The organism is Nevskia sp. (assembly GCF_051860985.1).
Classification (GTDB): domain Bacteria; phylum Pseudomonadota; class Gammaproteobacteria; order Nevskiales; family Nevskiaceae; genus Nevskia.
In genome coordinates this window covers 29,378-53,244 of the sequence record NZ_JBIMKV010000008.1, presented here as the reverse complement: position 1 = coordinate 53,244, position 23,867 = coordinate 29,378, and the positions used below count along the sequence as shown (strand labels likewise).

The 23,867-nt window shown below is 66.5% G+C and carries 31 protein-coding genes; 21 read left to right on the top strand and 10 right to left on the bottom strand.

Annotated features, from left to right (window positions below; genetic code table 11):
- Positions 1-11: 11 nt before the first annotated feature.
- Genes ACTIGJ_RS09755 through cyoA form a run of 5 tightly spaced genes read right to left on the bottom strand, consistent with a single transcriptional unit; the run spans position 12 to position 4,958 of the window.
- Positions 12-734 (bottom strand): SURF1 family protein, encoded by a 723-nt coding sequence (locus ACTIGJ_RS09755; RefSeq protein WP_439640117.1) that lies wholly within the window; start codon positions 732-734, stop codon positions 12-14.
- Entirely contained in the window at positions 734-1,156 is a 423-nt protein-coding gene (gene cyoD, locus ACTIGJ_RS09750; protein ID WP_439640116.1) for a cytochrome o ubiquinol oxidase subunit IV, read from the bottom strand. Before cyoD ends, ACTIGJ_RS09755 begins: the two co-directional genes overlap by 1 nt.
- Positions 1,153-1,758 (bottom strand): cytochrome o ubiquinol oxidase subunit III, encoded by a 606-nt coding sequence (cyoC, locus tag ACTIGJ_RS09745; RefSeq protein WP_439640240.1) that lies wholly within the window; start codon positions 1,756-1,758, stop codon positions 1,153-1,155. The genes cyoD and cyoC overlap by 4 nt, the downstream gene beginning before the upstream one ends.
- Positions 1,759-1,783: 25 nt before the next feature.
- Positions 1,784-3,805 (bottom strand): cytochrome o ubiquinol oxidase subunit I, encoded by a 2,022-nt coding sequence (cyoB, locus tag ACTIGJ_RS09740; protein ID WP_439640115.1) that lies wholly within the window; start codon positions 3,803-3,805, stop codon positions 1,784-1,786.
- 58 nt (positions 3,806-3,863) lie between these two features.
- Entirely contained in the window at positions 3,864-4,958 is a 1,095-nt protein-coding gene (gene cyoA / locus ACTIGJ_RS09735) for a ubiquinol oxidase subunit II (RefSeq protein ID WP_439640114.1), read from the bottom strand.
- A gap of 159 nt (positions 4,959-5,117) precedes the next feature.
- Here cyoA and ACTIGJ_RS09730 point away from each other — a divergent pair, with 159 nt between their 5' ends.
- Positions 5,118-6,449: an MFS transporter gene (locus ACTIGJ_RS09730; protein WP_439640113.1), complete on the top strand. Its 1,332-nt coding sequence runs from the start codon at positions 5,118-5,120 to the stop codon at positions 6,447-6,449.
- A 36-nt stretch (positions 6,450-6,485) separates the two neighbouring features.
- On the opposite strand, the gene ACTIGJ_RS09725 is transcribed toward ACTIGJ_RS09730, so the two are convergent.
- Entirely contained in the window at positions 6,486-6,761 is a 276-nt protein-coding gene (locus tag ACTIGJ_RS09725) for a hypothetical protein (protein ID WP_439640112.1), read from the bottom strand.
- Positions 6,762-6,995: 234 nt separating this feature from the next.
- Between ACTIGJ_RS09725 and ACTIGJ_RS09720 the strand changes: the two genes are divergently transcribed.
- The 5 genes from ACTIGJ_RS09720 to ACTIGJ_RS09700 all read left to right on the top strand — a co-directional run bounded on the left by ACTIGJ_RS09720 (position 6,996) and on the right by ACTIGJ_RS09700 (position 11,742).
- Positions 6,996-8,546 (top strand): amidohydrolase family protein, encoded by a 1,551-nt coding sequence (locus ACTIGJ_RS09720; RefSeq protein ID WP_439640111.1) that lies wholly within the window; start codon positions 6,996-6,998, stop codon positions 8,544-8,546.
- On the top strand, positions 8,543-9,304 hold the full coding sequence (locus ACTIGJ_RS09715) for an SDR family NAD(P)-dependent oxidoreductase (protein ID WP_439640110.1): 762 nt from the start codon (positions 8,543-8,545) through the stop codon (positions 9,302-9,304). The genes ACTIGJ_RS09720 and ACTIGJ_RS09715 overlap by 4 nt, the downstream gene beginning before the upstream one ends.
- A 41-nt stretch (positions 9,305-9,345) precedes the next feature.
- On the top strand, positions 9,346-9,747 hold the full coding sequence (locus tag ACTIGJ_RS09710) for a nuclear transport factor 2 family protein (RefSeq protein ID WP_439640109.1): 402 nt from the start codon (positions 9,346-9,348) through the stop codon (positions 9,745-9,747).
- A gap of 70 nt (positions 9,748-9,817) precedes the next feature.
- A complete protein-coding gene (locus tag ACTIGJ_RS09705) occupies positions 9,818-11,095 on the top strand; it encodes an ATP-binding protein (protein WP_439640108.1) in 1,278 nt (425 codons plus the stop codon).
- Positions 11,092-11,742, top strand: coding sequence for a response regulator (locus ACTIGJ_RS09700; protein WP_439640107.1), 651 nt, complete (start codon positions 11,092-11,094; stop codon positions 11,740-11,742). The genes ACTIGJ_RS09705 and ACTIGJ_RS09700 overlap by 4 nt, the downstream gene beginning before the upstream one ends.
- 32 nt (positions 11,743-11,774) lie before the next feature.
- On the opposite strand, the gene ACTIGJ_RS09695 is transcribed toward ACTIGJ_RS09700, so the two are convergent.
- The 3 genes from ACTIGJ_RS09695 to ACTIGJ_RS09685 form a co-directional block, all read right to left on the bottom strand.
- Complete coding sequence (locus tag ACTIGJ_RS09695) at positions 11,775-12,833, bottom strand: LuxR C-terminal-related transcriptional regulator (RefSeq protein WP_439640106.1); 1,059 nt, start codon at positions 12,831-12,833, stop codon at positions 11,775-11,777.
- A 337-nt stretch (positions 12,834-13,170) separates the two neighbouring features.
- Positions 13,171-13,617, bottom strand: coding sequence for a hypothetical protein (locus ACTIGJ_RS09690; protein WP_439640105.1), 447 nt, complete (start codon positions 13,615-13,617; stop codon positions 13,171-13,173).
- Positions 13,618-13,723: 106 nt separating this feature from the next.
- Positions 13,724-14,083, bottom strand: coding sequence for a helix-turn-helix domain-containing protein (locus ACTIGJ_RS09685; protein ID WP_439640104.1), 360 nt, complete (start codon positions 14,081-14,083; stop codon positions 13,724-13,726).
- An 84-nt stretch (positions 14,084-14,167) separates the two neighbouring features.
- Between ACTIGJ_RS09685 and ACTIGJ_RS09680 the strand changes: the two genes are divergently transcribed.
- The 12 genes from ACTIGJ_RS09680 to ACTIGJ_RS09625 all read left to right on the top strand — a co-directional run bounded on the left by ACTIGJ_RS09680 (position 14,168) and on the right by ACTIGJ_RS09625 (position 21,405).
- Positions 14,168-14,371 carry a helix-turn-helix domain-containing protein gene (locus ACTIGJ_RS09680; protein WP_439640239.1) on the top strand — a complete coding sequence of 68 codons (204 nt, stop codon included), beginning with the start codon at positions 14,168-14,170 and terminating at the stop codon, positions 14,369-14,371.
- A gap of 58 nt (positions 14,372-14,429) precedes the next feature.
- On the top strand, positions 14,430-16,490 hold the full coding sequence (locus ACTIGJ_RS09675; protein ID WP_439640103.1) for a transposase domain-containing protein: 2,061 nt from the start codon (positions 14,430-14,432) through the stop codon (positions 16,488-16,490).
- 101 nt (positions 16,491-16,591) lie between these two features.
- Positions 16,592-17,572: an AAA family ATPase gene (locus tag ACTIGJ_RS09670; protein ID WP_439640102.1), complete on the top strand. Its 981-nt coding sequence runs from the start codon at positions 16,592-16,594 to the stop codon at positions 17,570-17,572.
- Positions 17,569-18,000 (top strand): hypothetical protein, encoded by a 432-nt coding sequence (locus ACTIGJ_RS09665; RefSeq protein ID WP_439640101.1) that lies wholly within the window; start codon positions 17,569-17,571, stop codon positions 17,998-18,000. The genes ACTIGJ_RS09670 and ACTIGJ_RS09665 overlap by 4 nt, the downstream gene beginning before the upstream one ends.
- Positions 17,997-18,311, top strand: a complete 315-nt coding sequence (locus ACTIGJ_RS09660) for a hypothetical protein (protein ID WP_439640100.1) — start codon at positions 17,997-17,999, stop codon at positions 18,309-18,311. Before ACTIGJ_RS09665 ends, ACTIGJ_RS09660 begins: the two co-directional genes overlap by 4 nt.
- Positions 18,308-18,874 carry a hypothetical protein gene (locus ACTIGJ_RS09655; protein WP_439640099.1) on the top strand — a complete coding sequence of 189 codons (567 nt, stop codon included), beginning with the start codon at positions 18,308-18,310 and terminating at the stop codon, positions 18,872-18,874. The genes ACTIGJ_RS09660 and ACTIGJ_RS09655 overlap by 4 nt, the downstream gene beginning before the upstream one ends.
- A complete protein-coding gene (locus ACTIGJ_RS09650; RefSeq protein ID WP_439640098.1) occupies positions 18,871-19,173 on the top strand; it encodes a hypothetical protein in 303 nt (100 codons plus the stop codon). The genes ACTIGJ_RS09655 and ACTIGJ_RS09650 overlap by 4 nt, the downstream gene beginning before the upstream one ends.
- Complete coding sequence (locus ACTIGJ_RS09645) at positions 19,170-19,445, top strand: HU family DNA-binding protein (RefSeq protein ID WP_439640097.1); 276 nt, start codon at positions 19,170-19,172, stop codon at positions 19,443-19,445. Before ACTIGJ_RS09650 ends, ACTIGJ_RS09645 begins: the two co-directional genes overlap by 4 nt.
- A 2-nt stretch (positions 19,446-19,447) precedes the next feature.
- The gene (locus ACTIGJ_RS09640) at positions 19,448-20,101 is read left to right on the top strand and encodes a gp16 family protein (protein ID WP_439640096.1); all 654 of its coding nucleotides are present in this window, start codon (positions 19,448-19,450) and stop codon (positions 20,099-20,101) included.
- Positions 20,098-20,304 carry a hypothetical protein gene (locus ACTIGJ_RS09635; RefSeq protein ID WP_439640095.1) on the top strand — a complete coding sequence of 69 codons (207 nt, stop codon included), beginning with the start codon at positions 20,098-20,100 and terminating at the stop codon, positions 20,302-20,304. Before ACTIGJ_RS09640 ends, ACTIGJ_RS09635 begins: the two co-directional genes overlap by 4 nt.
- On the top strand, positions 20,297-20,701 hold the full coding sequence (locus tag ACTIGJ_RS09630) for a Mor transcription activator family protein (RefSeq protein WP_439640094.1): 405 nt from the start codon (positions 20,297-20,299) through the stop codon (positions 20,699-20,701). Before ACTIGJ_RS09635 ends, ACTIGJ_RS09630 begins: the two co-directional genes overlap by 8 nt.
- Positions 20,698-21,405 (top strand): DUF2786 domain-containing protein, encoded by a 708-nt coding sequence (locus tag ACTIGJ_RS09625; protein ID WP_439640093.1) that lies wholly within the window; start codon positions 20,698-20,700, stop codon positions 21,403-21,405. Before ACTIGJ_RS09630 ends, ACTIGJ_RS09625 begins: the two co-directional genes overlap by 4 nt.
- A 120-nt stretch (positions 21,406-21,525) precedes the next feature.
- Here the strand turns inward: ACTIGJ_RS09625 and ACTIGJ_RS09620 are convergent, their stop codons facing one another.
- Positions 21,526-21,750 carry a hypothetical protein gene (locus ACTIGJ_RS09620; protein WP_439640092.1) on the bottom strand — a complete coding sequence of 75 codons (225 nt, stop codon included), beginning with the start codon at positions 21,748-21,750 and terminating at the stop codon, positions 21,526-21,528.
- 177 nt (positions 21,751-21,927) lie between these two features.
- Between ACTIGJ_RS09620 and ACTIGJ_RS09615 the strand changes: the two genes are divergently transcribed.
- The 3 genes from ACTIGJ_RS09615 (at position 21,928) to ACTIGJ_RS09605 (ending at position 23,867) form a co-directional block, all read left to right on the top strand.
- On the top strand, positions 21,928-22,494 hold the full coding sequence (locus tag ACTIGJ_RS09615; RefSeq protein ID WP_439640091.1) for a hypothetical protein: 567 nt from the start codon (positions 21,928-21,930) through the stop codon (positions 22,492-22,494).
- Between the two features lie 60 nt (positions 22,495-22,554).
- Positions 22,555-23,127: a hypothetical protein gene (locus ACTIGJ_RS09610; RefSeq protein ID WP_439640090.1), complete on the top strand. Its 573-nt coding sequence runs from the start codon at positions 22,555-22,557 to the stop codon at positions 23,125-23,127.
- Between the two features lie 134 nt (positions 23,128-23,261).
- Entirely contained in the window at positions 23,262-23,867 is a 606-nt protein-coding gene (locus tag ACTIGJ_RS09605) for a glycoside hydrolase family 19 protein (protein ID WP_439640089.1), read from the top strand.

Genomic DNA, 23,867 nt, shown 5'->3' with positions numbered 1-23,867 from the left:
GATCCCCACGATCAAGTGCTGCCCGGCAGGTTCCTCGTCGGCCGCAGCAGCAGGCCGATCGCCGCCAGCACCATCAGCGCCAGCCCGTACCAGGTCAGCGCGTAGACCAGGTGGTTGTCGGCGAAGCGGATCACCGTCAGGCCGCCGGCCGGGCCGCCGGGAACGCTCGATTCGGCATCGGCATCGAGGAAGTACGGCGCCACGCGATCCGGCGGCAGGCCGCGGGCGGCGGCGATCGCCGCGACATCGCGCGAGTACCAGCGGTTGCCGGTCGGGTCGTTGCGACGCAGGAAGCCGCCGTTCGGCTCGCTGAGCCGCAGCAGGCCGGTGACGGTAACCGGCCCGGTGCGCTGCGCGGCGGCGCGGGTCGCCGGATCGCGATGCGCCTCGTCGACGAAGCCGCGATTGACCAGCAGCCAGTCGCCGGCATCCGTCTGCAGCGGCGTCAGCACCCAGCAGCCGGGGCCGCGTTCGGTGACCGCCTGCGTGCAGGCTTCGAGATCGTGGTGGAACACGCCTGCGGCGCGCAGCCGGCGATAGGCGTCATCGCGGCCGATGGCCTGCCATTGCTCGGCGCCGGGCACCGGCACCGGTGACGCGGCCAGGTGCTGCGCCACCTGTTCGACCAGCGCCCGCTTCCACTCGCGCCGCGCCAGCTGCCAGTTGCCGAGCAGCAACAGTCCGGCGAAGGCCGCCGCCAGCACCACCAGCAGCGCCAGGCGGCGGCGCTTCATCAGGGCGAGGTGCCCATCTCGTGCACCATCGCCGGCATCATGTTGTCGTTCATGTGGAACATCACCCACAGCGAGCCGGCGATGGTGATCACCACCAGCACCACGGTGAAGATCGCCGCCAGCATGTTCCAGCCGCCCTGCGAGCGGCTGTCGAGATGCAGGAAGTAGACGATGTGGACCAGCATCTGGGCGATCGCGAACACCACGATGATCGCCGTGGTGGCGAGCTTCGACGGCAGCACGTCGGCCATCACCAGCCAGAACGGTACCGCCGTCAGCAGCACCGACAGCAGGAAGCCGATCAGGTAGTCCTTGAACGCGGCGTGGGGAATGCCGTCGTCGTGATGGTCGTCATGCGCCTCGTCGTGGCCGTGGACGAACTCGGCGTTGGCGGAGGCCTTGTGCAGGTCGGCGGCACTCATCGCAGCACTCCCATCAGATACACGTAGGTGAAGACGCCGATCCAGATCAGATCGAGGAAATGCCAGAACATCGACAGGCAGGCGAGCCGGCGGCGCGTGGCGTCGGTCAGGCCCCAGCGCTTGAGCTGGAACACCAGGGTCACCAGCCAGACGATGCCGAAGCTGACGTGCAGGCCGTGGGTGCCGACCAGCGCGAAGAACGCCGACAGGAAGGCGCTGCGCTGCGGCCCGGCCCCTTCGTGGATCAGGTGCTGGAACTCGTACAGCTCGATGCCGACGAAGGCCAGGCCGAACAGGCCGGTGACGATCAGCCAGACGATCGTCGCGTTCACGCGCCGGCGCTGCATCTCGATCATCGCGAAGCCGTAGGTGATCGAGCTGAACAGCAGCATCGCGGTGTTGACCGCGACCAGCGGCAGCTCGAACAAATCCTTCGGGCTCGGGCCCGCCGCGTAGTTGTGGCCGACGACGCCATACATCGCGAACAGGCAGGCGAAGATCAGGCAGTCGCTCATCAGGTACAGCCAGAAGCCGAGCATGGTGCCCGGCTGGGCGTGCAGCTCTTCGCGGACCAGCCAGCGGTCCGCGCCTTCAGCGGCCATCACAGCATTGCTTGCGGACATCGGCTCAGGCTCCGTTCGCGGCGAGCGCACGGGTATGCGCGCCTTCGACGCGCGCGACCTCGTCCGCCGGGATGTGGAAATCGCGGTTCAGGTTGAAGGTGTGGAAGATCGCGAAACCGACCAGGCTCGCGAAGCTGGCCACCGCCAGCCACCAGATGTGCCAGATCAGCGCGAAGCCGACGACCGCACTGATGCCGGCCAGGATGATGCCGGCCGAGGTGCCCTTCGGCATGTGGATCGCCAGGAAGCCGGTGGTCGGCCGCTGATAGCCGCCGCGCTTCATGTCCCACCAGGCGTCGATGTCATGCACGCGTGGCGTGAACGCGAAGTTGTACTCCGGCGGCGGCGACGAGGTGGCCCATTCCAGGGTGCGGCCATCCCAGGGGTCACCGGTGACGTCGCGCAGCTGCTCGCGGCGCTGGTAGCTGACATAGAACTGGATCAGCGAGGCCAGGATGCCGCAGCCGATCAGCACGGCGCCGAACGCGGCGACGATGAAGAACGGCTGCAGGCTGGCGTCCTCGAAGTGGCTGACCCGGCGGGTCACGCCCATCAGGCCCAGCACGTACAGCGGCATGAACGCGAACAGGAAGCCGATCTGCCAGCACCAGAAGCTGACCTTGCCCCAGAACACGTCGAGCCGGTAGCCGAACACTTTCGGGTACCAGTAGCTGACCGCCGCGAACACGCCGAACACCACGCCGCCGATGATCACGTTGTGGAAGTGCGCGATCAGGAACAGCGAGTTGTGCAGCACGAAGTCGGCCGGCGGCACCGCCAGCAGCACGCCGGTCATGCCGCCGACGACGAAGGTGAACATGAAGCCCATCATCCACAGCATCGGCAGCTCGAAGCGGATGCGGCCGCGGTACATCGTGAACAGCCAGTTGAAGAGTTTGGCGCCCGTCGGGATCGAGATGATCATCGTCGTGATGCCGAAGAAGCTGTTGACGCTGGCGCCCGAGCCCATCGTGAAGAAGTGATGCAGCCACACCAGATACGACAGGATGGTGATCACCACCGTCGCGTAGACCATCGAGGTGTAGCCGAACAGGCGCTTGCCGGCGAAGGTCGACACCACTTCGGAGAACACGCCGAACAGCGGCAGGATCAAGATGTAGACCTCGGGGTGGCCCCAGATCCAGATCATGTTCACGTACATCATCGGGTTGCCGCCGAAGTCGTTGGTGAAGAAGTTGGTCCCCACCGTGCGGTCCAGGCCGAGCAGCAGCAGCACCGCAGTCAGCACCGGGAACGCGGCGACGATCAGCACGTTGGTGCACAGCGCGGTCCAGGTGAACACCGGCATCTTCATCAGGGTCATGCCCGGCGCGCGCATCTTCACGATCGTCACGATCAGGTTGACGCCCGACAGGAGCGTGCCGACGCCGGCGATCTGCAATGCCCAGATGTAGTAGTCGACCCCGACGCCGGGGCTGTAGTCGGCACCCGACAGCGGCGGAAAGGCCAGCCAGCCGGTGGTCGCGAACTCGCCGACGAACAGCGACAGCATCACCAGCGCTGCGCCGGCCGTGGTCATCCAGAAGCTGAAGTTGTTGAGGAACGGAAAGGCCACGTCGCGCGCGCCGATCTGCAGCGGCACGATGTAGTTCATCAGCCCCGTGACGAACGGCATCGCCACGAAGAAGATCATGATCACGCCGTGCGCGGTGAAGATCTGGTCGTAGTGGTGCGGCGGCAGGTAGCCGGCCGAATCGCCGAAGGCGATGGCCTGCTGGGCGCGCATCATGATGGCGTCGGCAAAGCCGCGCAGCAGCATCACGAAGCCGAGCACCATGTACATCACGCCGATCTTCTTGTGGTCGATCGAGCAGAACCAGTCGCGCCACAGCCAACCCCAGGCGCGGGCCCGGGTGATCCAGGCCAGCACGGCGGTGCCGGCCAGCGCGGCGACTAGGAAGGTCACCACGATGATCGGCTCGTGATACGGAATGGAATCGAGGCTCAGGCGACCGAACAGCAAGGTCGCCAGCTCGGAGCGGGGTTCGGCGGATGCAGGCGTCATGGAAAGCTCAGTCCGTGGAATCTGGGCGTGAAATCAGGGCGGGCGCGATGGCCGGCGTTCAGGGCGCGAGCCGTGCGCCGCCGTAACGCGGCGGGTCGACCGGGCTCTGGTAGGCATCGGGCGCAACGGTGCACAGCGCGGTGACGTAGCGGTCCGGCGTGGGGGCGGCGCGGTCACGCCGGCGGTCGGCGTCGTAGCGCAGCTGGGCGACGTTGTAGACATTCGCGAGGCCGAGACCGCCGCGCGCGTCGATCGCCATCATGTCGCGCATGCACATCTTGGTCGGGTCGACGCACAGGTTCAGCGCCGCGTCGTAGAGACCCGCGACGACCTTGCCGTAATGGCGCGCCGGCTCCTTCTCGCTAGGCCGTTCGAGCTTCAGGTATTCCTCGCGGCTCAGCTCGGCCGGTGCCGCGCGCACCTGGGCCACCCACTGGTCGAAGGCCGCACCGTCGAGACCCTTGAAGCGGAAGCGCATGTGCGAGAAGCCGGCGCCGCTGTAGTGGGCGGACATGCCCTCGTAGTCGCCGGCCTGGTTGATCACCGCGTGCAGGCGCGTGTCCATCGCCGGCATCGTGTAGATCATGCCGGCCAGGGTCGGCACGTAGAAGGTGTTCATCACCGTCGACGAGGTGAGCTGGAATTCGATCGGCACGTCCACCGGCGCCGCCAGCTCGTTGACCGTGGCGATGCCGTAGTCCGGATAGATGAACAGCCACTTCCAGTCCAGCGCCACCACCTGCACCTTCAGCGGCTGCACGTCGGCCGGCACGGCGCGCGTCGCGTCAAGGCGATCGAGCTTGCGGAACGGATCAAGCGTATGGGTGCTGATCCAGGTCACCGCGCCGAGCGCGATGATGATCAGCAGCGGTGCCGACCAGATCACCAGCTCCAGCTGCGTGGAGTGATTCCACTCCGGCGCATAGGTGGCGCGGCGGTTCGACGCGCGGTAATGCCAGGCGAACCAGCTGGTCAGCGCCATCACCGGCACCACGATCAGCAGCATCAGCACGGTGGACACCACGATCAGGTCGCCCTGCTGGCGGGCGATGTCGCCGGCCGCATCGAGGGTGACGAGGTTGCAGCCGGACAGCAGCGCGGACAGCGCGGTCAGGCACAGGGTGGCGGCAAGGCGCAGCGATCGGGCAGACATGACGGAATTCGCGACGGGCGCAGTGGCAGGATTGCGAGGCGCAGTCTGGGCCGCAGGGTGCGGGCGCGCGATTGGACCAATTGTCCAATGGGCGCAGGCGGCCACCCGTGCGAAAGTCTCGGCGCCGGAAATCCCCGGCCCGCACCCGGATTGCGCCCGATGGCCCTGACCACCGCCCACCCCAGCTCCGCGCTGCCCCCTACGGCCGGCGCGCATCACGCCTCGGTTTCGCCCGGCGAGATCGCCATCGGCGTGGTCATCGGCAGGCTGTCTGAGATGTTCGACTTCTTCGTGTTCGGCATCGCCTCGGTGCTGGTATTCCCGTCGGTGTTCTTCCCGTTCGTCGACGCCCGCACCGGCACCTTCTACGCATTCGCGATCTTTTCGCTGGCCTTCGTCGCGCGGCCGTTCGGCTCGGTGCTGTTCCGGCTGATCCACGAACGTTACGGGCGCGGCAGCAAGCTGACGATCGCGCTGTTCGTGCTCGGCACCGCCACGGCCGGCATCGCCTTCCTGCCCGGCTACAAGACGCTTGGCGAATGGTCGATCGTGCTGCTGGCGCTGATGCGCATGGCCCAGGGCATCGGCCTGGCCGGCTCCTGGGACGGCCTGCCGTCGCTGCTGGCGCTGAACGCACCGGAGAACCGCCGGGGCTGGTTCGCGATGCTGCCGCAGCTTGGCGGGCCGATCGGCTTCTTCATCGCCGCCGGGCTGTTCGCGTTCCTGGTGTCGTCGCTGAAGCCGGAAGATTTCCTCGTCTGGGGCTGGCGCTATCCGTTCTGCGTGGCGTTCGCGATCAACGTGGTGGCGCTGTTCGCCCGCCTGCGGCTGGTGGTGACGCCGGAGTTCACGGCGCTCTTGCAGACCCGCGAACTGGAGCCGTCGCCGATCGGCGAGCTGCTCAGCAGCCAGCGCGCCGGCATCGTGCTGGGCGCCTTCGCGCCGCTGGCCAGCTTCGCGCTGTTCCATGTCGTCACCGTGTTCCCGCTGTCCTGGGTCACGCTGCTGACCACCGAGAAGGTCAGCGTCGTCGAATGCCTGAGCGTGCAGATGTTCGGCGCGCTGCTGTGCATCGTCGGCATGCTGCTGTCCGGCCAGATCGCCGATCGCATCGGCCGCCGCGCCACGCTGGCGCTCGGCGCCGGCCTGATTGCGCTGTTCAGCCTGATCGGCCTGCTGCCGATGTTCGTCAAGGGCAGCCTGATCGGCGCGCTGCTGTTCGTACTCGGCGGCTTCGTGCTGCTCGGCTTCACCCACGCGCAGGCGGCCGGCGCGATCAATTCCACCTTCCCGAGCCGCTACCGCTACAGCGGCGCGATCATCACCTCGGATCTCGCCTGGCTGGTCGGCGCGGCGTTCGCGCCGCTGGCCGCGCTGTTCATCGCCAGCCGTTTCGGCGTCGGCTATGTCGGCCTGTACCTGCTGTCCGGCGCGGTCGGCACCTTGATGGCGCTGGGCATCAACCGCAGCCTGGAAATGCGCGACGACTGACCGCGCGGCACGCGGTCCAGCTGCCGGCCACGACGGTCAGTCCAGCGGCCCGCGCAGTCCTTCCAGCCAGTAGCTGCGCACGGTCGTCCGGTCACCGTCGGTGCGGGTGATCGTGCGGATCAGCGTGTCGGCCTCCGGCGGCACCGGCCGCTCGGTCACCGGCACCCAGCGGCACAGCATCGGATTCCGCGTCCGATCCACCAGTCCGACCCCCGCTTCGCGCAGCAGCGCGACCAGCAGGTCGGCATCCGCCACGCCCGCCCGCTGCAGGGCCTGCAGGGCTCGCCATTCGCCGGCGCTGTCGTCATGCATGAGGCGGTTCCGTCCAGAGTCAGAGGAAAAGGGTAAAGCAAGGCTCGCGCCGGAGGTCCTTGAATGGGCCGCGACATGAGGCGCGCAATCCCGAGCCTGCGCACGGCTCCGGGCACGCCGACTGCGCTGCCGGCGACCCGCCTGCCATGCCCCCCGAACGAGTCGCGGCAAACCCTGAGTCGCGTGATACCGGCGACCGGCGGTGACCACCATGCTGGCCACCGAGATGGACACGTGACAGGCGCCGATCCGGTGCCGGCCGTGGCCATCCGCGAACGGGGGACGCGCATGTGGCTCGATGACAGGCAGATCGGCGAACTGACCTCGCTGGACGATGGCAAGACGGGCTGGCCAGTGCCGACCCGGATGATTTCCAACGGCGAGTTCCTGCCGATCGCGCAGACCGAACAGCAGAAAAGGGTGGAGCGCGAACTCGCCCAGCTGACCGCCGCCCACAGCCGCAGGCTCGGCGTCAGCCGTCGCGATTTCCTGCGCAGCGGCGCCGGCATGAGCGCGGCCTTCCTGGCGATGAACACAGTGTTCGGCAGCTACTTCAACGATGCCGATGCCGCAGCACTCGACCCGGATGCCGCCGAGGCGTTGCGCGCCCGGCTGCGCGACCAACCGATCATCGACGTGCAGCTGCATTTCGTCCGCGACGACTACAAGAAGACCATCGTGCTGGCGCTCGGCGAGTACGCCAAGAACTGGAATCCGGTGATGGCGCGCGAAGGCGTCAGCATCGAACGCTACAAGTTCGACCACTTCCTGAAGGAGGTGTACTTCGACAGCGACACCACCATCGGCCTGGTCAGCGCCGCGCCGTCCGAACAGGGCGACAACGTGATCGTCGGCAATGCCGGGCTGGCGCAGGCGCGCCGGCTGGTCAACGAGGCGGCGGGCTCGCGCCGCATGCTCTGCCACAGCGTGATGGCGCCGGGCCAGAAAGGTTGGCTGGAAGAGATCGACAAGGCCATCGAGCTGTACAAGCCGGACGGCTGGAAGGGCTACACGCTGGGCGATCCGTTCGAGAACTCCCAGTACCCCTGGCGGCTCGACGACGAAAAGCTGATGTACCCGGCCTACGAGAAGATGATGAAGTCGGGCATCCGCACCGTCTGCATCCACAAGGGCCTGCTGCCGGACGACTACCAGCGCACCATGACCCATTGGCGGCACGCGATGGTCGACGACGTCGGCAAGGCGGCGAAGGACTGGCCGGGCCTGAAGTTCGTGATCTACCACAGCGGCTTCCGCAACTTCCTGTCGAGCCCGGACCCGGTGCTCGCCGAGTTCGACAAGACCGGCCAGATCGACTGGGTGACCCAGCTTGCCGAAGTGCCGGCGAGGTTCGGCGTCAGCAATGTCTACGCCGAGCTGGGCACCACCTTCGGCAGCTGCGCGGTCACCCATCCGAAGCTCGCGGCGGCGGTGCTCGGCACGCTGATCAAGGGCATGGGCGCGGACCACGTGGTCTGGGGCACGGATTCGGTCTGGTACGGCTCGCCGCAATGGCAGATCGAAGCGTTCCGGCGCATCGAGATTCCACCCGCCATGCAGAAGGCGCATGGCTACGCGGCGCTGGGCGCGGCCGACGGCAAGATCAAGTCGGCGATCCTGGCCGGCAACGCCGCCGGCCTGTTCAACTTGCAGAAGGAGATGGCCGAACAGCCCTGGCGCAACGACCTGCTGGCCCAGGCCCGGGCCGAGTACCGGGCGGCCGGCGGCAAGCCGTCGAACCAGTATTACGGCTTCATCCGCAAATCCAGCGGGCCGCAGTCGTGAGCAGCAGTCTCGCCGGCCGGACCGTGCTGGTCACCGGGGCGGCCTCCGGCATCGGCCGGGCGATCGCGCTGGCCGCCGGCCGTGCCGGTGCCAAGCTGATCGTCGGCGACATCGCCGCCGCAGGGCTGGCGGATACCGTTGCCCTGCTGGCCGAAGTCGGTGCGCCCGCCGTGTCGGCCCCCTGCGACGTGCGCCGGCAGGCGGATCTCGACGCGCTGTTCGCCACTGGCGCGGCCGCCTTCGGCGACCCGCAGGTGGTTTTCGCCAATGCCGGCATCCTGGGTACTCCGGTGGAGGTCTGGGACTGCCCGGAAGCCGCCTTCGCGCAGGTGATCGACATCAACCTGATGGGCGCCTTCCGCACCATCAAGGCCGCCCTGCCGGCGATGGTGGCGCGCGGCTCGGGCGTGATCGTCGCCACCGCGTCGGTGGCCGGGCTGATCGGCGCGCCGGGGCTTGCCGCCTATGTCGCCAGCAAGCACGCGGTGGTCGGCCTGGTGAAATCGACGGCGCTGAACGTGGCGGCCCGGGGCGTGCGAGTCAATGCGCTGTGTCCAGGCATGGTCGACACCGCGATGCTCGACGCGCTGGCCAGCGATCAGCCCGGCCTGCGCGAAGCGCTGATGGCGATGAACCCGATGAAGCGGATCGCCACTCCGGAGGACATCGCCGGCGCGGCCCTGTGGCTGGCCTCGGATCAGGCGGGCTTCGTCACTGGCCACTGCCTGGCGGTCGACGGCGGCTTCATCGCCCAGTAGGCCCAGCATCCCTTCGGTACCGCATCGCACTGGAGTCGCACATGAACGCCACCCTTGATCCCCAGGACGCCTGCGAACGCCGGGTCCGCGATTTTCTCGGCGCCTGGACTGGCCGTGACATCGACGCGCTGTGCGGCTACTTCGCCGCCGACGCGGTCTACCACAACGTGCCGGTGGCGCCGATCACCGGGATCGCCGGCATCCGGCAGATCTTCGTCGCCTTCCTCGAAGCTTTCGAGGCCGCCAGCCTCGATGTCGTCAGCCTCGCGGCCGCGCCGGGGCTGGTGATCGCCGAGCGCATCGACCGCTTCACGATGCGCAACGGCACCCGCGTGGTGCTGCCGGTGACCGGCGTGTTCGCGCTGCGCGGCGGCCGGATCATCCGCTTCAGCGACTACTTCGATCTCGCCGATTTCGAGCGCCAGAGCGGCCTGAAACTCTAGTGCCGGCCGCATGCCGAGGCGGAATCGCTGCGGGGTATGCTGGCGCCCCCTCGTGCTGCCGGTGACCGCCATGACCCGTCCCTGGACCGCCTCGCCGGACCTGCCCTGGCTCGACCGGACGCCGCAGTGGGTCGAAGCCGGACACGACGAGCAGCGCCTGCGGCGCGCCGAGAAGGACATCCGCTGGCTGCGCAACATCGGCCTGATCGGCTGGTTCGTGGTGCTGCGCGGCCACGGCTACGCGCTCGGTCCGACGCCGGTCTGGGCGGTCCATGCGGCGGGCGTGGTCTACGGCCTGTGGGCGCACCGGGAAGCGGGGCGAACCCGCAACATCCGGCGCACGGCCGTGATCACCACCTTCGGCGATCCAGTGCTGGCCGGCATGATCTGCCTGTTCACCGGCGGCATCGATTCGATCCTGTATCCATTCTTCTACTTCACGCAGATGTCGGTCGCGATCCGCTTCGGCGTGCTCGAATCGATCGGCATCGCCTGCTTCAACTGCTTCGTCACCGTGCTGATCTTCTTCGCCGAACCGCTGTACAGCGGCGATGCCGAGCGCGATACCTGGCTGACGCTGACCACTCAGTTCTTCCTGCTCGGCTTCGCCGGCTTCATGGGCGCGATCCTCGCCGACTGGGCGCGCGAGCACGCCCAGCTGATCCTCGAACACGCGCGCAGCCTGCGCGAATCCGGCGAGCGCTATCAGGCGGTGCTGCGCCGCTTCGCCCAGGTCCAGGAAGAGGAACGGCGCAACATCTCCGGCGAGCTGCACGATCGCATGAGCGGCCACCTGTTCGGCCTGCGCCACGGGCTGGAGCAATGCATGGCCGGGCTCGACGATCGCGCGGCGCTGCGCGAAAAGCTCCTTGAGCTGGAGGTCACGGTGCGCGCCTGCAATCACGATGTGCGCTCGATCATGAACGAGCTGCGGCCGACGGTGCTCGACGAACTGGGCTTCTTCGAGGCGGCCAGCGAACATCTGGCCCGGCATTCGGACATCGCGCCGTACCGCCTGAGCTGCCGCATCGACCCGCGCCTGCGCGACTGGCGCTCGCGGCAAGACGCGATGCTGTTCCGTCTGCTGCAGGAAGCGCTGCTGAACATCCAGAAGCACGCGCAGGCGTCGACCGTCGAAGTCGTGCTCGAACCGCGCCTCGGCCAGGTGGTGCTGAGCATCAGCGACGACGGCCTCGGCTTCGATCCCGATCAGGTGCCGATCGGCCACTACGGCCTGATGACGATGCGCGAACGCGCCGAAGCGGCCGGCGGCCGGCTGATCGTCGAGGCCGGCGCCGGCCGGCGCGGCACCCGGATCGAAGTGCGGCTGCCGGGGAGCGGATCGTGACCGTCGCGACCCGCGTGTTCCTGATCGACGATCACCATGTGCTGCGCCAGGGCATCGCCCGGATGCTCGATCAGGAAGCCGACATCACCGTCGTCGGCCAGGCCGGCGATGCGCAGAGCGGCATCCGCAGCATGGAAGCGCTGCAGCCGTATCCGGACGTGGTGGTCATCGATCTGAAGATGCCGGGCCAGAGCGGCATGAGCGCGATCGCCGACATCATCGCCGCGCATCCGGACACCCGGATCATCGTGTTCACCATGTACGACAACCCCGGCTATGTCTGGAGCACGATGAACGCCGGCGCCCGCGGCTATTTGCTGAAGAGCGCCTCGAGCAGCGACCTGCTGCGCGCGGTGCGCTCGGTGGCCAGCGGCGGCGGCTATCTGCAGGCCGAGATCACAATGCCGCTGCTCCGGCGCCTGGTGCAGGACGCGCGCAGCGCCGACGACCGCGGCGCGCTGTCGGTGCGCGAGATGCAGATTCTCGAAGCGCTGGCCGATGGCCTGAGCAACAAGATGATCGCGCGGACGCTGACGATCACCGAGGAAACGGTGAAGTCGCACCTGAAGAAGATCTACGAAAAGCTCGGCGCCGCCGACCGCGCCCATGCTGTCGCCATCGCGCTGCGCCAGCAGCTGATCGGCTGAGGCGCGTCCCGGTCGTCGGCCACGCGCGTGTTCTAGCGGATCAGCTTCAGCTCGCGCGCGGTGGCAATCGCCTGCAAGCGGCTGCCGACGGCCAGCTTCGCGTAGATGTTCTTCAGGTGGTACTTCACCGTGTCTTCGGACACGAAGATCGCGCGGGCGATTTCGAGGTTCGAGTGCCCGTTATCGAGATGGCGGAGCACGTCGATCTCGCGTCGGGTCAGCTGATCCAGAAGGCGCAGATCCGGGCTCCGCGATCGGGTGTCGCCCGGCCCTTCCGGAAGCGCGCCGGCACGCACCGCGCGCCGTTCGAGATCCTCCACTTCGACCAGCGTGGCCGCCACGCTCAGGCCGCCGTTGATCCGCAGGGTCGCGATGCCATTCGCGATCGACCGCAGTCGCAGCGGGCTGACCTCGAAGAAGCCCTCCAGCGAACGGCCGACGGCATGTTGCTGGGTGATGCCCAGGAGCTGCGCAGCGATCGTGTTGGTGCCGAGGATCTCGCCTTCCTTGCCGACGGCGATCAGCCCTTCCGAGATGCCGCCGAGGCCGCAAGGGTGCGGATGCAGGCGGAGAATCTTCGGGCTGCCCAGTTCGCGCAGCAGCTGTCGCTCCATCCGCAGCACCGCGCTCTGGACCATTTCCACAATGCCGGGCAGCAACGGCCGCTGGTCGCTGCAGACGCCGAGCACGCCCAGCACATCACCACCGGGCGTGAAGATCGGCGCGGCCAGGCATTCCAGCTGCCGCAGTCGGGTCAGAAAGTGATCGCTGCGACGCACCAGGATCGGCTGCCGATCGGCGAGCGCGGTCCCCGGTGCGGTGGTGCCGAAACTGGCCTCGCTCAGATCGACGCCCAGGCGCAGCCGGCGCAGGGTATCGCCGGCGTGGTGGACATCGCCGGCAACGGCGGCGATGAAGCCCTGGTCGTCGATGACCACCAGCACGTGGCCGGTATCGGCAACCGCCCGGGACATCATCTCCAGCTCCTGCCGGGCGACTGCCGCCAGGCGGGCGTCGCGCTGCAACAGCTTGCGCAGCTGGCTGTCGGTCACCGGTTCGAGCGGCAGATCGAGATCGTGATCCAGATGCATGCCGCGACAGCGATGCCAGGACGCGGACAAGCGCTCGAACGCCGCTTCCCTCGGAAAATCGGATCCTTCGGCTATACGCATGAGATCGGTCTCATTTGAGGCCCGGCCACACTATAGAGACGGCTGGCTGTGAGGGGGTGTTTGAAGTGAGACAGAAGGAAAGGCGGGAAGAAACGGGAAGAAACGGGAAATAGCGGGATTCAAAAGACTTTTTCCGACGCTCGACTCCTGGTCTGAACCTAGACAGAAACCGGCTTCAGCCCTGAATGGTCGCAACCGGCTGTTTGATCTTAGACACCGCCCCGAGTCAGGCAACGCGATTGCAGCGACGTTGCAACTACGCTTTCGGCTTCTTGGAAAACACGGCCCGGTAGAAGCGTTCCAGGTCGGCGTCCGTAAGCTCAGTCAGGCTTCCAGCACCGAAGTGCTCAGCCAAGTACGACACCTTCCAGTCCTCAAGGCCAAGCTCCTTCACGCGGGAATGAATCGACCGATACCGCTTGAGACGGTAGTCAGGAACCTTCGCAGGGGCACTCTTCGCCGACATCAGGCGGCCAATTTGCTCGCGTAAGTACGCTTCCGCTTCTTCGCCCTGGCGAGCCGGCATCAGCGGCAGCGTCGAGTACTTGAACTTTCGCCGCATCGCGCCCCAGACCGCCGCGTGGCCACGCGGATCACGCTTCACGGCGGCTTCTACGGTCACGATTTCGTTGACGAGTTGCGCAGCCGGAACGCCATATAGCGGCGAATGATGTTCCGGCTTCCGGGTCGAAAGAGGGAACATCGAGTAATGCCGGCGCGAAAGCCGGAGCATTGGCGCAACTAATTATTTAATAAAAGAAATTAGAAAAATTTAGCAATGAAAGCCGGAACCGAAAGCCGGAACATCATTACCCCGGTTTTGAGCGCCAACGCGGGTACTCGTTGCCCTCATATTTCACCGCCGCCAAGCGCTCGAACAGGATGTTGATCCCGTCCTTGGCGTACACGTCGATCCGTCGATATGTATCCAGAATGAACTGCTCCGCCTCGCTCAATTCGATCAGTCGCGAGCGGAGGCCGGTGAACAGAAACGGCACGTCAACCCCGGCTTCGGCGACACGACGCAGGTACTCGGCATCTGGGCTGCGCTTCGCGCTCTCGTACATATGTTGAGTACCTTTCAGCACCCCTCCTTTTTCCCCCAATTCGGCCTGACTAAGACCTAGACGTTCACGCTCTTCGCGGAGTCGTGCGGAAAAGTTGTTCATTTGGATATCCATCGCTTGACAGTAGCGCAAAAGCGTTACTATTCTCGGCCGTGTTCGTTATTGAACAACAGCCTAGCACCGCAAATGCACCGAGCCGACATCACCGCTGCTCTGAAAAAAGCTGGCAGCAGCCAGTCACAGATCGCCAGGAATCTGGGCGTTACCAGCACGGCGGTGTGCTCGGCAATTGCTGGACGAAGCGAAAGCCGGAAGATTCGGCGTGCGATCAGCAACGCCACGGGGATCCCTCTCGCCGATCTTTGGCCAGCGCGGATGCCGCGCCCATGATCCAGGTGCTGGCGTATATGCCCTCTCCCGAGCGTGATGCAGCAGTGCCGGAACTGCATTGAACGCCATCTTCACAGCCGCACAACTGGCGGATGTCGCGCTCGTCACCGAGCGTGCCATCCGGAAGAAAGCCGAGCGCCAGCAATGGCCATATTTCGAGCGCCCAGTGCTCGGCGGACGGCAGCGCGTCTACCAATTCCGCGACCTGCCAGCCGACATTCAAGCCCGGCTCGCCATCGCCGGCCACGTCACCTCAACCGTCTCCTCCGCACCGGCCGGCACAGCCGGTGCCGCACCTTCGGCAGCTGATGCTGCCGCTTCTTCTTCGTCACCGGCAGCAAGAAATGCTGTCGCCTCCATCGAGAATTCGGAAAGCCTCTGGGCTCGATACGAACGCGCTGCCCCTGGCTGCAAAGCCAGGGCGGAAGCCGCCACCCGTGCCGTTCAGGCGGTTGCCGCTCTGGTCGACCAAGGGCATCCGGTTCGCAAGGCCATCCGCGAAGTCGTCGCACGCGGTCTGGAAACCGAAGGCACGCTGCGCAAGCTCTGGTACGACGTGAGGCCGTATCCCAGGGCCGACTGGCTGGCCGTCTTGACTCCTGGCTGGCTCGGTCGCACGTCGGACAGCGTCAGTCCGGAGGCCTGGGACTTTTTCAAAGGGGACTACCTGCGTCTCGAAGGTCCAACGGCCAGCGCTGTTTACGACCGCCTGACCCGCGCTGCAAAAGAGCGCGGCTGGATCGTGCCGAGCCTCTCCAGCCTGCGTACCCGGTTGGACCGCGAAGTGCCACGCGCTGTGCAGGTGCTGGCGCGCCGGGGTACCGAGGCCTTCGCCCGGACCATGCCTGCCCAGCAGCGTGATCGCAGCGTCTTTCAGGCGATGGGCGGCGTGAACGCAGACGGGCATCGCTTCGACGTGTTCTGCAAATGGCAGGACGGCACCGTGGCGCGGCCTGTCATGGTCGGCTGGCAGGACCTCTACAGCGGCAAGCTGCTCGCCAAGCGCGTGGACCGCACCGAACACAGCGGTCTGGTCCGCCTCAGCTTCGGCGACATGATCGAGCAGTACGGCATCCCCGGCGCGGTCTGGCTCGACAACGGCCGCAGTTTCGCCAGCAAGTTCATCACGGGCGGCATGGCCAACCGCTATCGCTTCACCGTCCGCGAAGAAGACCCGGAAGGCCTGCTGACCAAACTGGTCGGACCCGAGAACGTCCACTGGACAACGCCGTATCACGGCCAGGCCAAGCCGATCGAACGCGCCTGGCGCGATCTCTGTGAGCACGTCGCCAAGCATCCGGCCTTCGCCGGCGCCTACGTCGGCAACAACACGATGGCCAAGCCAGAGAACTACGGCAGCCGCGCGGTGCCGATCGAAGAGTTCCTGGCCGTGCTAGACACCGAGATCGCCGCTCACAACGCGCGCCCTGGCCGTCGCTCGCACGTCTGTGCCGGCCGCAGCTTCGATGCTGCCTTTGCCGACAGCTACCAGGAAGCCGGCGTGCTGATCCGCATGCCCACGGCCGAGCAGCGGCGCTGGTGGATGCTGGCTGCCGAAAGCGTGTCCCTGGCCAGCAACACCGGCGAGGTCTCGCTGCTGGGCAACCGCTATTGGGACGAACGCCTCGTCGACCACGCCGGCGACAAGGCCGTAGTCCGCTTCGACCCCGACAGCCTGCACAAGGGCGTGCACGTATACACGCTCGACGGCCGCTACATCTGCGCAGCGGACTGCTCTCATGCCGGCGGCTTCAACGATCTTGACGCCGCCCGCGATCTGGCCCGCGCGAAGAGCCAGCGCAAGAAGCACGCGAAGGGCGTGCTGGAAGCCGAGCGCCGCATGGATGCGGCCCAGGTGGCAGGCCTCATGCCGCGCAGCACGCCCGTCGTGCCCGCCACAGCCAAGAAAGTCGTGCGCATGGCCACCGGCCTGCCGCATGCGCCAGCCACCAACAGGCCGAACTTCGACCCCGCCGAGGCCACCTCGAAACCGGGCGCAAAGGTCGTTGCAGGCCGGTTTCAGAAGCCGAGTGCTCAATCCGCCGCCGAGATGGAGGCGGCCTTCGAAGAGGGCGTGGCCATGTTGCAGCGGAGGCAGGCCGGCAAGGCACGCCTGTGATCCGCACGGAACCAGAAACAGAAAACCCGCCAGGTGGTGACACACCGGGCGGGCTGACAACCGGGGCGGAAGCCCCTTCACAACGCGAAAGGAGTCTAGCAATGGCTGACGCATCACACGCAGAACACCCGAATTCCCCCGGCGGCACGGCCGCCATCGATAGCGTTCGTAACCAGGTTGCGCAGCTGATCGCCGATCCTGCCGAAAACCTGAGCCAGGCTGATGTCAGTCGCGAAGCGAACGTCAACACCAGCACGCTCAGCCGATTCTTGAAGAGCGCCTATCCGGGCGACAACGCCGAGATCGCAACGAAGCTTGCCAAGTGGCTGGACACCCGGCGTACGCGAGCGGCGAGCCAGGGCCAGCTGCCCACGGCACCGGCCTTCGTCGATACCACGATCAGCCGCCGCGTGCTGGCCGCGCTCGGCTACGCCCAGATGGCGGGCGACATCGCCGTGGTCTACGGTGGCGCCGGCCTCGGCAAGACCAAGGCCACCAGACGCTACGCCGAACAGCACTCCAGCGTCTGGCTGGTGGAAATGACCCGCAGCCACGGCCGTCTGCTCGGCGCGCTGGAGCGCATCGCCGCCACGCTGGGCCTGCGCGGCATCGCCCGCGAGCCGGCGAAGGTCCAGGACAAGATTCACGACCGCGTCGAAGGCACCGGCGGCCTGCTGGTCATCGACGAAGCCCAGCACCTGGACAACGACGCGCTGGAGGCCATCCGCGCCATTCACGATGCCACCGGGATTGGCGTCGTGCTGATCGGCAACGAAGTGCTGTACTCGCGCCTGACCGGCGGCAAGAGGGACGCCGGCTTCGCCCAGCTGTTCAGCCGCATCGGCAAGCGTGTGCGGCTGACCCGCGCCAGCGCCGCCGATGCCGACGCCATCGCCGACGCCTGGAACGTGGAAGATGCCGAGGCCCGCGAGCTGCTGCGCGACATCGTCGCCAAGCCCGGTGCCCTTCGCGGTGCAACCAAATGCCTGCGCCTCGCTAGCGTCAGCAGTGCGGCTGGCGCGCGGGGCATCACCGCCCAGCACCTGGTTCATGCCTGGCAGGAACTGGGAGGTGCGGAATGAGCGGCCCCGGCGCCTTGGGGCTGCATTCCCGCAACATCGGCCTCGTCGCATTTCCGTCCGGCATCGCTTCCGAAGATCTGCTGAGCGAAGCCGACATCGCCGGTCTCGCCTCTTCGAAACACCGTCGAGCCATCGAAGCCGCAGTCGGTGTCGATAACCCTGTGCTGCCGGGAAACAGTGGATTCGCCGTCGGCTTGCTGATGGCGGGCCGGGCACTCGATCGCCTCGACCAAGCTCGGTGTCTGGTTGTCGGCATCGAAGTAGGGTTCCAGTCGGCCACGATCCGGCTCGCCCGGCCGCCGAGCGCGGTGCTGAATCTCCGTGAAGAGCGGGCGTGCCATACCGGGCCGCGTGGCGACCGCATCCACGTCATGCGCACCCACTTCATGGGCGTGACCCTGGAATGGCGCGAGGCGCCACCGCTGTGACCGCCCAGGCGATCACCGACGGGCTGCTGGCCTACCTGCAGCACGGGCCGCGGCCGCTGCTGATGGTGCAGATGCACCTGCAGCGCCAGCACGGCCTGAGCCACGTCGAGGCCAACCGCACGTTGCTGATCGCCCTGAAGTACGGCCGCATCGAGACCCACGGCATGCACTCGCTATTCGTGCGCGCCGCTGGTGATCCCCGCCGCTGGCCTCGCCAGCCCCAGCCCCGGCCACCGCATCGAGGCCCGTGCCTGCATCCCGCCTTCCGTAGCAGCGAACCCGCTGCAGCCTCCACAGGAGTTTCCGCATGAACGCAGTCCCGAAGTCCGTCAGCGCCCCAGACACCACCGTCGCGCTTGCCATCGTTGAAGAGCGCACCAAGAACTACCGGCACGCACGCGATCTGCTCGCCAGCAGGCTTCGTCAGCTGGAAGACGAAATGGATGCGGCCAAGCGCCGCGCCATGCCGTTGATCACCAGCGCGCTCGGGGCTGCCAAGGCGGCCGAAGGCGAACTGTCCGCCGCCATCCAGGAGCGCCCGGAACTGTTTGTGAAGCCGCGAACGCTGATCGTGCATGCCATCAAGATCGGCATCGAAAAGCAGAAGGGCAAGATCATCGTCGACGATGCCGACCGCACCGTGGAGCTGATCCGCAAGTACCTGCCGGATCAGTTCGATGCCCTGGTCAAGACTCGCCACAAGCTGGTGAAGGCCGGCCTCAACCAGCTGAAAGCCCAGGAACTGAAACGCATCGGTGCCGAGGCGACTGACGCCGGCGACGTGGTCGTGATCCGGCCGGTGGATTCGGATCTGGAAAAGCTGCTGAACGCCTTCCTGAAGACCGACGAAACGTCGGTAGAGGAAGACGCATGATCGCGCAGCCGAAGCGGAAGTTGACGGCCTTGCTGGCCTGGCATTCAGAGGCCGCCGAGCGCGAGTCGCGGCGGCGCCAGGCGGCCCGCTTGAGCCCCAGCGTGCAGGTGGACTCCTGGAACGCTGAGCATCCAGTTGGAACGCCGGTTTACGTGCGTCTCGACAACGGCACGGAAATGGAGACCACCACCCGCAGCAAGGCCCAGGTGCTCAGCGGTCACAGCGCCGTGATCTGGCTGGAAGGGATTACCGGCTGCTATCTGCTGGACCGCTGCCGCGTGCGGCAGGTGCCGGCGTGAAAGCCGCCGAACTCGCCGTGCACATCGCCGCCGAGCGGGGCATCACCGTGGCGCTCGCTGCCCATCTGCTTCACGACCTGGCCTCGGCGGCAATCGCCGAACTGCAGGCCGGCAAGCAGGTTGAACTGCCAGGCCTCGGGTTGTTGAAGCCCGAGCTGCAGCCGGAGCGCCGCTGGCGTGACGGCCGGATCAAGGCCCACGTCGTGGTGCGCCTGCTGCCCTCGGCCGATCTCAAGTACGCGCTCGCCCTCGCGCCATCGGCCAGCCGCTGACCATGAGCGACCACCCATCGCCGCGCCGCGCGCAGCCGACGGTCAGCGCGCTGCACAAGAAGCTGGTGCAGCTCGTGCATGTCGGCAAGAGCAAGCTCCGGCTGGACGAAGACACCTATCGCGCCATGCTGGTCACGCATGGCGGTGCGGACAGCACCACCGGCATGACGGTGGCGCAGTTGGAGCGCGTGCTGGCGCACCTGCGTACCTGCGGTTTCATCCCGGCCCGCACCGCCCAGACCCGAGCGGGCAAGCACCGCACGCCGCACAACCTGGGCGCTGGCCATAACGGCGACCTGGTGAAGAAGGTTGAAGCTCTGCTGACCGATGCCGGTCTGCCCTGGACGTACGCCGTATCCATGGCGCAGCGCATGTACCGCAAGGATCGCATCGAGTTCTGCGATTCCGTCGAGTTGGCCGGCATCATCACCGCACTTGAGCGCTCGGCCACAAAGCGCCTGCAGCAGCAGCTGCAAGCAGCGCTGGCCGCAGCCGGCTTGCAGTGGGGGCACGTCAAGTACATCGCCGTCATGGAATTCGGGTTCTCGCCGAAATGGGGCGTCGAGGCGTACCCCCAGGCCATGAGCCAGGTGCTGCGCTTCCTGAAGGGCGAGCTGGTGGGTGCCGGCAAGCTCACGCCGCCGGCAACGTCATGACCATACCGACGACAGACCAGGTCATGGATGCCATCCGCACCCTCCTTGGCAGCCTGCCGCGCGATACCGAAATGCGCTTCTACTGGCAAGACGGCCGACAGTGTCTGGACTGGACAGACCCCGAATCGGGCACCCAGAGCCTGCGTCTGATCCGCCGTCAGGACGATGGCTGCGGCACCTGCGAGCGAATCCCGAATGGCTGACCTGTTCGAGGATCAAGACCTGCCGCTGGGCGCGCTGCCGGAGCACGAAGCGCTGCTGCAGAAGTGGCCATCGCGCCTGGTCGAAATTCTCGACCACCTGGAGCACCAGCTTGGTGCCGAGCTGCGCGGCACCGTGGCACCGGAAACCATCACCCGCATCGCCAGGGAAGCTGTGCTGGCCATCGCCAGCGTCGCTGGCGGTCGCCCCATCTACCTGCCAGCGGCCAGCCACCTGCGCCGCGCCTTGCGAGACGAGCACCTGTGGGAGGGCTTCCGGGGAAACAACTACGACGAGCTGTGTCGCACCACCGGCCTCACTGAAAGCCAAGTGCGCCGGATCATCAACACGCAGCAGAAAGTGCAGGTCGCACGGCGGCAAAGGAGCCTGAAGCTGTGAAGACTGAACGCGAGCGCAAGCTAGACAAGCTCAAGAAGTGCCTGCGCCTGGCGAAGTCCAGCAACGAGCATGAGGCAGCTGCGGCACTGCGCCAGGCGCGGAAGATGATGGACGAGCTCGGCCTGTCCGCTGACGACGTGGCCGCATCGGAAGCGTCAGAAGCCCAGGCGAAATCACAGGCGGGCCGTTCTCCACCGATGTGGGAAACGCTGCTGGCGAGCACGGTTGCGCGGGCCATTGGCTGCGGGCTGTTCTTCCGTGGTCGCTACACCGCCCGCAGCACGATGGAGGGCCACTACGTGTTCGTGGGCTGCAGCGGCGGAGCCGAGATCGCCGGCTATGCGTACACGTCACTGTCTCGTCGGCTCAGGGCGGCGCGGTCGGAGTACCAGGCCAAGCACCTGAACCGCTGCAAGCGGGCCAACCGCGTGGAGCGCGCCAACGCCTTCTGCACCGGCTGGGTGATCGCCGTGGAGACAAAGGTGGGCGCTCTGGTCGTAGCCCCCGAGAATCGGGCAGCGATCGACAGTTACATGGCTCGGCTTCGGCTTCAGCCAGGTCGCGCAGAGAACACAGTGGCCAAGGCCGAGGAGGCGATCAGCCGCCGATACCATGACTTTGCGCAGGGAGCCCGACAGGGCCGTGAAGTGGACCTGCGCCGGCCAATAGCCGGCGGCGGCCCAGCGCCGGAGGCGATCCGCTGATGCAATGCCCGATCCCCGGCTGCACCGATTCGACTCGACCGGGGCAATTGCTCTGTCGCCTCCATTGGTCCGCCGTTCCCACGGAACTCAAGGGCCGGGTGTGGAGCACCTGGCGCGCGTTCACGAAGGCGGTGGGGCACCGCGCCGCCCTCGTCGCCCGCCAGCCGTACCTGGATGCGCGCCAGGCCGCGATCGATCACGTTGCTGCGGCGCAGGGTCCGCTGCTTTGAACGGCTCGTCTCCAGCTTCGGACCTATGCAGTTTCAACCAGACGGCAATTGCATCGAATGCCGCTTTCAGTACCTTCAAAACTTCGATCAGCAGCATGATTTCATCGTGGTTCACCGGCGCTCTCCTGTTGATGGCCGGTTCCGATCATCTGGTCACGACTTCGCTGCGTCTGCGGGGGATCGGCGTTGCAATGAATCTTGCAACCCCTAAACGTCGTGCAACTTGCATGACGCAACCGCGATCCCTGCTTGACAGATCGCGTGTCGTGACGATCGGCACAACGCGTTCGCCATGCGTCTGACCTGCAGGTCCTGCGGTGCCACCGGTTCCGCCGAGACCGTGTTCGGCGATGCCGACGCCGGTGCAGCGCTGCTGCTGGCTGGCGAGCTGCAGCCCGCAGTGGCGCGCCAGGTCTGGGCCTACCTGGCGTTGTTCCGGCCGCGCGAGCGGGCATTGACATGGTCACGCACCCACAAGCTCCTGGCCGAACTGGTGGAGCTGATCCGTCCGGGCACCATCCGCCGCAAGCACGCTGACTATGTGGTGACTCAGGCCATGTGGCTGCAGGCGCTGGAACACATGACCACCGTCCGCGACTCGCTGACGTTGCCGCTGAAGAGCCACGGCTACCTGCTCGATGTGCTGGCCGGCTATGCCGACAAATCGGCCGCGCTCGCCGAGCGCGATCAGGAGCAGAAGATCCGCGACAAGCCGGGTGCTCCGCCGTCGGCGTCGGCGATCACTGCCAGGCAGCTGGTGCACTTCGAGAACGAAGCCCGCAAGCGGCTGAAGATGGCGCCGCTGACCGCCGATGAAGAAGTTGCGTTTATCGCCAAGAGCCGTGATCTGTCTCTCTGAAGCGCAGGCGCGTCACCGATAGAATTTGGCCGAAACCTCGCCCCCACACCAGGACGCACGATGAAGACGCTGGGAAGGATTCTGATGATTCTGCTGGCCGGTATTGGCGGTGCCGTGCTCGTGGTCGGCGTCGTGCTCTGGCAGAAGGAGGACGCGCGCAGGGACGAAGTCCGGGAGCAACTTGCTTCGGCACCCCAGGCCAGCCGCCCCCTGGCATCTCCGGACCACTACTACAGCTACGTTGATGGCACGGAGTACGGCTACCAGCCGGCGCTGTCGGAAGAAGATAGGCAGACGGGCAAGATCGGTGCCGAGCTGGTCATGTTCCGGTATCACGGCATCCGCAATGGCCGCATCCAGCTCGGCACCAACCTGGGCGGCGGCATCAGCCAGGTGGTGGATTGCACCGAGCCCTGCGATACCGTGCGCATCCGGCTGTTCAGTGGCTGGCGCGAGATCAAGCGGGACTACCTCGCGCTGACGCCGGGCATGATCGTCGGGATGGCGATGAGCGATGCACGTCGGGGCAAGATGAAGCTGCACCTGAACCGCGATGGCAAGTACGTTTTCTTCGGCGAGACCCGCGCAGAAGCGACACTCTTCGGCAGTGCCAAGGAAGTGGGCGGCATTTGACCTGAGTGCGAACCCGCGCTTTTTCGCAAACTGACCCGGATGCTTAACTGAAGGCCCGCCACCCAGCGGGCCTTTTGCTTTGCATCCGCATCTGCGAAACCCTTGGGTCCGGGCACGCGCGCGATCCTGCGCGCATGACGCCATCCCAGCTCTCAGCCTTCTGCCCGGCGGCGCAGCCGTACTACCTTGCGCTGCGCGCGGCCATGACCGCCTTCGGCATCGAAACACCTGCACAGGTCGCCATGTTCCTCGGGCAGGTGGCCCATGAAAGCTGCGGCTTCACCCGCCTTGAAGAAAACCTGAACTACTCCGCCGAAGCACTGCTGGCCACCTGGCCGAAGCGCTTCAACGAAGCCCAGGCACGGGCGTACGCCATGCAGCCGGAGCGGATCGCCAACCGCGCCTACGCCAACCAGCTCGGCAATGGCGATGAAGCCAGCGGCCACGGCTGGCGGTATCGGGGTCGCGGCCTGATCCAGCTCACCGGGCTGGACAACTATGGCTGGTGCAGCAAAGCGCTATCGCCCAAGCCTGGCTACCTGTTGAGGAACCCGGAAACATTGCTGCGTCCGCTCTTTGCGGCAGAGTCTGCTGCGTGGTTCTGGCGCGCCAAGAAGTGCAACGACCCCGCCGATGCCGGCAGCCTTGAAGAGGTGACCCGGCGCATCAACGGCGGCCTGACCGGTCTGGCTGATCGGCGAATCTGGTGGGAGAAGGCGCAACACGCCTTGTACGCCTGA

What these genes read in the sequence shown, in the direction of transcription:
- ACTIGJ_RS09755 (WP_439640117.1), bottom strand. Translation starts at nt 734, where the DNA reads ATGAAGCGCCGCCGCCTGGCGCTGCTGGTGGTGCTGGCGGCGGCCTTC.
- cyoD (WP_439640116.1), bottom strand. Translation starts at nt 1,156, where the DNA reads ATGAGTGCCGCCGACCTGCACAAGGCCTCCGCCAACGCCGAGTTCGTC.
- cyoC (WP_439640240.1), bottom strand. Translation starts at nt 1,758, where the DNA reads ATGGCCGCTGAAGGCGCGGACCGCTGGCTGGTCCGCGAAGAGCTGCAC.
- cyoB (WP_439640115.1), bottom strand. Translation starts at nt 3,805, where the DNA reads ATGACGCCTGCATCCGCCGAACCCCGCTCCGAGCTGGCGACCTTGCTG.
- cyoA (WP_439640114.1), bottom strand. Translation starts at nt 4,958, where the DNA reads ATGTCTGCCCGATCGCTGCGCCTTGCCGCCACCCTGTGCCTGACCGCG.
- ACTIGJ_RS09730 (WP_439640113.1), top strand. Translation starts at nt 5,118, where the DNA reads ATGGCCCTGACCACCGCCCACCCCAGCTCCGCGCTGCCCCCTACGGCC.
- ACTIGJ_RS09725 (WP_439640112.1), bottom strand. Translation starts at nt 6,761, where the DNA reads ATGCATGACGACAGCGCCGGCGAATGGCGAGCCCTGCAGGCCCTGCAG.
- ACTIGJ_RS09710 (WP_439640109.1), top strand. Translation starts at nt 9,346, where the DNA reads ATGAACGCCACCCTTGATCCCCAGGACGCCTGCGAACGCCGGGTCCGC.
- ACTIGJ_RS09705 (WP_439640108.1), top strand. Translation starts at nt 9,818, where the DNA reads ATGACCCGTCCCTGGACCGCCTCGCCGGACCTGCCCTGGCTCGACCGG.
- ACTIGJ_RS09695 (WP_439640106.1), bottom strand. Translation starts at nt 12,833, where the DNA reads ATGCATCTGGATCACGATCTCGATCTGCCGCTCGAACCGGTGACCGAC.
- ACTIGJ_RS09690 (WP_439640105.1), bottom strand. Translation starts at nt 13,617, where the DNA reads ATGTTCCCTCTTTCGACCCGGAAGCCGGAACATCATTCGCCGCTATAT.
- ACTIGJ_RS09685 (WP_439640104.1), bottom strand. Translation starts at nt 14,083, where the DNA reads ATGAACAACTTTTCCGCACGACTCCGCGAAGAGCGTGAACGTCTAGGT.
- ACTIGJ_RS09680 (WP_439640239.1), top strand. Translation starts at nt 14,168, where the DNA reads ATGCACCGAGCCGACATCACCGCTGCTCTGAAAAAAGCTGGCAGCAGC.
- ACTIGJ_RS09670 (WP_439640102.1), top strand. Translation starts at nt 16,592, where the DNA reads ATGGCTGACGCATCACACGCAGAACACCCGAATTCCCCCGGCGGCACG.
- ACTIGJ_RS09665 (WP_439640101.1), top strand. Translation starts at nt 17,569, where the DNA reads ATGAGCGGCCCCGGCGCCTTGGGGCTGCATTCCCGCAACATCGGCCTC.
- ACTIGJ_RS09655 (WP_439640099.1), top strand. Translation starts at nt 18,308, where the DNA reads ATGAACGCAGTCCCGAAGTCCGTCAGCGCCCCAGACACCACCGTCGCG.
- ACTIGJ_RS09650 (WP_439640098.1), top strand. Translation starts at nt 18,871, where the DNA reads ATGATCGCGCAGCCGAAGCGGAAGTTGACGGCCTTGCTGGCCTGGCAT.
- ACTIGJ_RS09640 (WP_439640096.1), top strand. Translation starts at nt 19,448, where the DNA reads ATGAGCGACCACCCATCGCCGCGCCGCGCGCAGCCGACGGTCAGCGCG.
- ACTIGJ_RS09635 (WP_439640095.1), top strand. Translation starts at nt 20,098, where the DNA reads ATGACCATACCGACGACAGACCAGGTCATGGATGCCATCCGCACCCTC.
- ACTIGJ_RS09630 (WP_439640094.1), top strand. Translation starts at nt 20,297, where the DNA reads ATGGCTGACCTGTTCGAGGATCAAGACCTGCCGCTGGGCGCGCTGCCG.
- ACTIGJ_RS09615 (WP_439640091.1), top strand. Translation starts at nt 21,928, where the DNA reads ATGCGTCTGACCTGCAGGTCCTGCGGTGCCACCGGTTCCGCCGAGACC.
- ACTIGJ_RS09610 (WP_439640090.1), top strand. Translation starts at nt 22,555, where the DNA reads ATGAAGACGCTGGGAAGGATTCTGATGATTCTGCTGGCCGGTATTGGC.
- ACTIGJ_RS09605 (WP_439640089.1), top strand. Translation starts at nt 23,262, where the DNA reads ATGACGCCATCCCAGCTCTCAGCCTTCTGCCCGGCGGCGCAGCCGTAC.